Below are 6,764 nucleotides of genomic sequence, written 5' to 3'. Positions count from 1 at the left end.
GCCATGGCACCAGCGTAGTGACCCGGTCCCCCGACGATGGCGCGCGTGCAGTCCCGCTACGCTCGCGGGCATGCGTCCCCGCTCCGCCTCCGCCGCCCGCACCCGGGAGGCGCTGCGCGACGCCGTGCAGATCTACGCCCCCTCCACCGTCTACGCCGTCGGCCTGGGCGCGATGACGCCCGCGCTCGCGGTGGCGGCGCTGGCCCTCGGCCTGGACGCGGCGCGGGCGGCCGCCGTCGTGCTGCTGGTGGGGCTCGGCTCGCTCGTGGCCAACGGGCCGGCCTCGGCGCTCGCGGCCCGGGCGGGTGAGCGGGTCACCATGGTCGTCTCCGCGGTGCTCGGCACGGCGGGCGCGGGCCTGGCCTGGGCGACGACGGCCGGGGTGTCCTCCGGGCCGTCGGCGGCGGGGGTGGCCGAGCCGGGGCGGCTGGCGCTGTTCCTGGCCGCGGTGCTCGCCGTGGGCATGGCCGGGGCCGGGTTCAACCTGGCCCGCCAGGCGTACCTGGCGGTGGCGGTGCCGGCCACGCACCGGGCCCGCGCGATGTCCACGCTCGGCGGGACCGTGCGGATCGGGACCTTCCTGGGCCCGTTCCTGGGCGCCGCCGCGCAGGCCCCGCTCGGGCTGGACGGCGCGTTCGCCGCGGCGGCCGCGGCCATGGCCGTCGGCGCCCTGCTGTGCCTGCGGATCCGGGATCTGCCGGTGCCGGCGTCCGGTCCGGCGGCGGGGGAGGACTCCGCCCCGGCCGGCCGACCCCGCCTGCTGGACGTGGCGCGCGCCCGGCGGGGGGCGTTGCTCACGGCCGGCTTCGGTGTCGTGGCCGTCTCCGCCGCCCGCGCGGCGCGCAACGCCGTCATCCCGCTGTGGGCCACGCACCTGGGCCTGGACGCGGCGACGGCGTCGCTCGTCTTCGGCCTGGCCGGCGCGGCGGACCTGCTGCTCTTCTACCCCTCGGGTCGGCTCATGGACCGCTTCGGCCGGCGCGCCGTGGCGGTGCCGTGCCTGACCCTGCTGGGGGCGGGGTTCCTGGCGATCAGCCTCACCCGGGAGCCGACGGCGTTCGCGGCGGCGGCGGTGCTGCTGGGCATCGGCAACGGCTTCGGCGCGGGGATCGTGATGACCCTCGGGGCGGACCACTCGCCGCCGAACGCGCGCGCCCAGTTCCTCGGTCTGTGGCGCTCGATGTCCGACGCGGGGATGCTCGCCGGGCCGCTGCTGCTCTCCGGGGCGACCGCAGCGGCCGGGCTGGCCGTCGGCGTCGGCTCCCTCGCGGTCGTCTGCGGGGTCGGAGCGGTCGTGTTCGCCGCGGTGCTGCCGCGCGGGCCGGGGGCCGTGGCGGACCCGCCGCCCGTCGTCGTGCGCCCCCGCTGACCGGGGCACCGGACCGTCGGCTCAGTCGGCGGTCTCGTCCGGGGGGATGGTCTGCCCGGAGGCCTGGTCGTCGAAGACCATGTACGTCTGCGTGTCGACGACGCTCGGCAGGGTCTGCAGTTCGTCGAAGATCACGCGGCGCAGGTCGGCGGTGTCCCGCGCGCGGACCAGCAGGATCACGTCCATGTTCCCGCCCACGAGGGAGACGTGGGAGACCTCGGGGATGGCCAGGAGCGTGGCGCGCAGCTCTCGCCAGTCGTGCTGACGCAGCTTCATGGTCACGTGGGCGGAGGCCCCGAAGCCGACCTTGACGGGGTCGACCCGCACGGTGAAGCCTGTGATCACGCCTGCGTCCTGCAGGCGGTTCAGGCGCGAGTAGCAGTGCGCGCGGGAGATGTGCACGCGCTCGGCCAGGGCCGCGACGGACATCCGCCCGTCCTGCGTCAGTTCGCGGACGATCGCGCGGTCCACGCGGTCCAGCGGCTCGGCGGCCATGGCTCCTCCTGGGGCGGGGCGGATGGGGTCGGCCACGCGGCGGCGGACCGTCTGCGTGGCACGAGTCACAATAGCAGTTTGTCCGATGGAGTGCCTGATTTGCACCGGATCGTCTCGTGATCCCGAGTGAGCGCGCGACACATTGACCCTCTTGGGCACACTGAAGGCCACAGATCGAGAGGACCCGCCATGAGTGACCCCACCCCCGCCGTGCCCGGGGCCGCCCGGACCGACGAGGCCGAGACCCGCCCGAACGCCGGCGCCGCCTTCGGCATCTCCCTCGAGGAGTACCTGCTCCCCGCCGCCCGCCGCATCCAGCTGATCGGCGAGGACGGCACCCTGCTGGCCCCGGAGGAGCAGGGCACCGAGCCCGGCCACGAGTATCCCCTGCCCTCCGACGACGAGCTGCTGGCCGCCTACCGCCACCTCGTCATCGGCCGCCGCGTCAACGACCAGGCCTACGCCCTGGTGCGCCAGGGCCGCATGGCCGTCTACCCGTCCTCGCACGGCCAGGAGGCCTCCGAGGTCGCCGCCGCCGTCTGCCTGGGCGAGGACGACTGGCTGTTCCCGACCTACCGCGACACCGTGGCCGTGATCGCCCGCGGCGTCCCGCCGCTCGAGGTGATGGTGGCCTACCAGGGCACCTGGCATCAGGGCTACGACCCCCAGAAGCACCACGTCTCCATCCAGTCCACGCCCCTGACCACCCAGATGCTGCACGCCGTCGGGATGGCCAAGGCCGCCCGCCTGCGCGGCGAGGAGGTCGTGTGCCTGGCCATGGTCGGCGACGGCGGCACCTCCGAGGGCGACTTCCACGAGGCGCTGAACTTCGCGGCCGTGTTCAAGCTGCCGGTGATCTTCTTCGTGCAGAACAACAAGTTCGCCATCTCCGTGCCGTTCGCCAAGCAGTCGGCCGCCCCGTCCCTGGCCCACAAGGCCGTGGGCTACGGCCTGGCCGGCGAGCGCGTGGACGGCAACGACCTCGGCGCCCTGCTGGCCGTGCTGGGCCGCGCCGTGGAGCTGTGCCGGCAGGGCCAGGGCCCCTTCCTCGTGGAGGCGGACACCTACCGCATGCAGGCGCACACCAACACGGACGACCCCTCGCGCTACCGCGACGACGCCGAGGTGAAGGAGTGGGAGGCGCGCGACCCGCTGCGCCGCATGACCGCCTACCTCGAGTCCACCGGCGCCCTCACCGAGGAGGTCTCGGCCCAGATCGCCCGCGACGCCGAGGACGTCGCGCAGCAGCTGCGTGACGCCATGAACGCCGAGACGGAGCTCGATCCGCTCGAGCTGTTCGACCACGTCTACTCCGTGCAGACCCCGCAGCTCGCCGCCCAGCGCGCGCAGCTGGCCGAGGAGCTGTCCCGTTCCGAGCACCAGGAGGCCTGAGCATGGCGACCCTGACCTTCGCCGCCGCGCTCAACGCGGCGCTGGCCGACGAGATGGCCGCCGACGACATGGTGGTGGTGTTCGGCGAGGACGTCGGCACCCTCGGCGGTGTCTTCCGCATCACGGACGGGCTGACCGCGCGCTTCGGCGAGGAGCGCTGCTTCGACACCCCGCTGGCCGAGTCCGGCATCGCGGGCATGGCCGTGGGCATGGCCCTCGGCGGCGCCCGCCCCGTGATCGAGATGCAGTTCGACGCGTTCGCATACCCGGCCTTCGAGCAGATCGCCTCGCACGTGGCCAAGATGCGCAACCGCACCAAGGGCGCCACGCCCATGCCGATCACCATCCGCATCCCCTACGGCGGCGGCATCGGCGGCGTGGAGCACCACTGCGACTCCTCCGAGTCCTACTACGCGCACACCCCGGGCCTGAAGGTGTACACCCCGGCCTCGGTGAAGGACGCGTACATGATGCTGCGCTCGGCCATCCGTCTGGACGATCCGGTGGTCTTCATGGAGCCCAAGAAGATGTACTGGACCAAGGCCGAGCTCGACCTCGACCAGCTGCGCGAAGAGTTCGAGGAGGGCTGGGCCCGCGTCGAGGACAAGAAGGAGCACGGCGAGGCCTGGGCGCGCGCCGCCGTCGTCCGCGAGGGCACGGACGTCACCCTCGTCTCCTACGGCCCCTCCGTCCCCACCTGCCTCGCCGCCGCCCACGCGGCCGCGGAGGAGGGGCTCGCGGTGGAGGTCGTGGACCTGCGCACCGTGAACCCGCTGGACGAGGACACGATGACCGCCTCGGTCGCCAAGACCGGCCGCGCCGTCGTCGTCGCCGAGCCGCAGGGCTTCGCGTCCGTGGCCTCCGAGCTGGTGGCCCGGATCCAGCAGCGCTGCTTCCACTCGCTGGCGGCGCCCGTGGGCCGCGTGACCGGCTTCGACATCCCGTTCCCCGCGCCGAAGCTCGAGGAGCACCACCTGCCGAACATCGACCGCATCCTGGACGCGATCGACGACCTGAACTGGGACCTGGACGCCGAGGAGGCCCGCGCATGAGCAACACCTTCCTGCTGCCCGACCTGGGCGAGGGCCTGACCGAGGCCGACATCGTCCGCTGGCTCGTCGCCGAGGGCGACACCGTGGCCGTCGACCAGCCCATGGTCGAGGTCGAGACCGCCAAGGCCCTCGTCGAGGTGCCGAGCCCGTACGCCGGCACCGTGCTGATCCTGCACGGCGCCGAGGGCGAGACGATGGACGTCGGCAGCCCGCTGATCACCGTCGGCGAGGCCGGCGAGTCCGGTGAGGGCTCCGCGCCCGTCGCCGGCACCGAGACCCTCGCCGTCCCACCGTCCACCGGTGCGGCCGCGGCCGAGGCCGCCCGCCCCGGCGCGCTGAGCTACCGCGAGGAGGAGATGGCCGGCGTCCAGCCGAAGCCGGACAAGGCCCGCGGCGGCGACGGCGACGTCGCCGGCTCCGACGACGAGGCCTCCGGCGCCGTGCTCATCGGCTACGGCACCTCCGGCCACAGGGCCACCTCCCGCAGTCGTCCGTCCAAGCGCGGCCGCGGCGCCACCCGCCCGACGCCGGCCCCCACGGCCGAGGCCGGCGCCCCGCGCGTGACCTCCCCGATCGTCCGCAAGCTCGCCCGCGAGAAGGGCGTGGACGTGGCCGCGCTGACCGGCACGGGCCCGGACGGCCTGATCACCCGCGCCGACGTGCTCACCGCGGCCGAGGGCTCCACCCCGCAGGCCGCCCCGACCCCGGCGCCGTCGGCCGCCGCCGCCCCGGCGGCCGGGGCCACCGCGCAGCCGGGCGCCGTGGACGGGCGGACCGGCCTGGCCGTCGTCGCCCGCACCCCGATCACGGGGGTGCGCAAGGTGATCGCGGACCAGCTCTCCCGCTCGCGCCGCGAGGTCCCGGAGGTCACGGCGTGGCTGGACGTCGACGTCACCGCCCTGCTCGAGCTGCGGGCCGCGCTCAAGGCGAAGGACCCGGAGAACGCGCCCTCGCTGCTCGGCCTGATCGCCCGCTTCACCCTGGCCGGCCTGCGCCGGTACCCGGTGATGAACGCGCGCATCGAGGCGGGGGCGGACGGCAGGGACGAGATCGTGGAGGTCGACGGCGTCCACCTCGGCCTGGCCGTGCAGACCGACCGCGGCCTCATGGTGCCGTCGGTCGAGCACGCGGAGAAGCTGTCCGCGGACGAGCTCACCGCCGCCATCAACGACACCGTCAGCCGCGCCCGCGCGGGCCGGGCCGCCCCGGCCGAGCTCACCCGCGGCACGTTCACGCTGAACAACTACGGCCCGCTGGGCACGGACGGCGCCACGCCGATCATCAACGTGCCCGAGGTCGGGATGCTCGGCATCGGCCGGATCATCGACCGCCCGTGGGTCGTGGACGGGGAGATCGTGGTCCGCAAGGTCACCGAGATGACCGTGACCTTCGACCACCGCGTCACCGACGGCGCCACCGCGAGCGCGTTCCTCACGTTCGTGGCGGACTGCCTCCACGATCCGACGGCGGCCCTCGCCCGGTTCTGATCCGGACGATCCCGGCCCGCCTCAGCCCCTGACGAGCCCTGCGATGTGGCGGCCATTCCTCGCGGATGGCCGCCACATCGCAGGGCTCGTCGTCTGGTGGGCGTGCGGGGAGGGGTCAGTCCGCGCGGCCGCGGCGGAAGGCCGTGCCGAGCGCGCCCCACAGCAGGACCGCGGGGGAGGCGCTGAGCAGGATCCCGGCCGGCTCGGCCGCTGGGTGGGGGCCGGCGCCGCTGGTCGCGGGGGTGTCGAGGGTGAGGGCCAGCAGCGTCAGCCCGGCCGCCAGGCCCGCGACGCCCAGGGACCAGAGCGTGGCCTCCACGCCGCGGGCGCCGCGCGGTGCGGGCCGCGGTGCGCCGTCGTACCGGGCGAACGGCACGGCGAGCAGGCCCCAGGCGGCGGACACGAGCGCCGCGGCGGCCATGTCCGACGGCCGGTGCCAGGCCTCCGTGTAGGCGACGGCGCCGGTGCAGGCGCTGACCACGGCGCCGAGGACGGTGGTGAGAGGTCGCCACCGGGCGGGCACGAGCAGCAGCGCGGCCACCGCGGCGCCCGTCGCGAGCGTCATGTGGCCCGAGGGCAGTGAGTTGCCGCCGGACCACGGGACCCCGTCGGCGTGCTCGGGCCGCGGAAGCGCCGCCTTGAGCAGCTGCGTGGTGAGGTTGGACCCGACCAGCACGACGAGGGCGAGCAGCCCCCGCCGCCGCCACCGGGCCACGGCGAGCGCGCCGAGCGAGGCCAGCGCCATGCCGACCGCCAGCCCGAGCGGCAGGATCCGCACCACTTGGGAGGCCACGTCCGGCACGGTGTCCGCGTAGCGCTCCTCGACGGCGCGGAACACCTGGTACTCGAGCACCTGGCCGGCGGAGGACCACACCAGGGCGGCGTAGACCAGCACGACGCCGGCCACGCACGCGGCCAGCGCCAGCCACCACGTCCACGAGGGGAGGCGGCGCGGGGCGCGGGCGGTGG

Annotated in this window: 6 protein-coding genes; 4 read left to right on the top strand and 2 right to left on the bottom strand. The window is 75.0% G+C overall.

Translation table 11 applies throughout. The features are described 5' to 3' along the window. Positions 1-70: 70 nt before the first annotated feature. Entirely contained in the window at positions 71-1,369 is a 1,299-nt protein-coding gene (locus tag J1M38_RS01675) for an MFS transporter (protein WP_206482184.1), read from the top strand. A gap of 21 nt (positions 1,370-1,390) precedes the next feature. Here J1M38_RS01675 and J1M38_RS01670 read toward each other — a convergent pair whose 3' ends face one another. Then, positions 1,391-1,864: an Lrp/AsnC family transcriptional regulator gene (locus J1M38_RS01670; RefSeq protein ID WP_036316705.1), complete on the bottom strand. Its 474-nt coding sequence runs from the start codon at positions 1,862-1,864 to the stop codon at positions 1,391-1,393. 189 nt (positions 1,865-2,053) lie between these two features. Here J1M38_RS01670 and J1M38_RS01665 point away from each other — a divergent pair, with 189 nt between their 5' ends. Genes J1M38_RS01665 through J1M38_RS01655 form a run of 3 tightly spaced genes read left to right on the top strand, consistent with a single transcriptional unit; the run spans position 2,054 to position 5,795 of the window. Further along, complete coding sequence (locus J1M38_RS01665) at positions 2,054-3,256, top strand: thiamine pyrophosphate-dependent enzyme (protein WP_161787786.1); 1,203 nt, start codon at positions 2,054-2,056, stop codon at positions 3,254-3,256. A 2-nt stretch (positions 3,257-3,258) separates the two neighbouring features. Continuing rightward, complete coding sequence (locus tag J1M38_RS01660; protein WP_010080328.1) at positions 3,259-4,308, top strand: alpha-ketoacid dehydrogenase subunit beta; 1,050 nt, start codon at positions 3,259-3,261, stop codon at positions 4,306-4,308. After that, positions 4,305-5,795, top strand: coding sequence for a dihydrolipoamide acetyltransferase family protein (locus tag J1M38_RS01655; protein ID WP_206482185.1), 1,491 nt, complete (start codon positions 4,305-4,307; stop codon positions 5,793-5,795). The genes J1M38_RS01660 and J1M38_RS01655 overlap by 4 nt, the downstream gene beginning before the upstream one ends. Before the next feature lie 115 nt (positions 5,796-5,910). Here the strand turns inward: J1M38_RS01655 and J1M38_RS01650 are convergent. Further along, positions 5,911-6,764, bottom strand: an 854-nt coding sequence (locus J1M38_RS01650) for a phosphatase PAP2 family protein (protein WP_206501156.1), incomplete at its 5' end; no start/stop codon positions are given.

This window comes from Micrococcus sp. KRD070 (assembly GCF_017168435.1).
Lineage (GTDB): Bacteria > Actinomycetota > Actinomycetes > Actinomycetales > Micrococcaceae > Micrococcus > Micrococcus luteus.
This window is presented reverse-complemented; position numbering and strand designations above follow the sequence as displayed.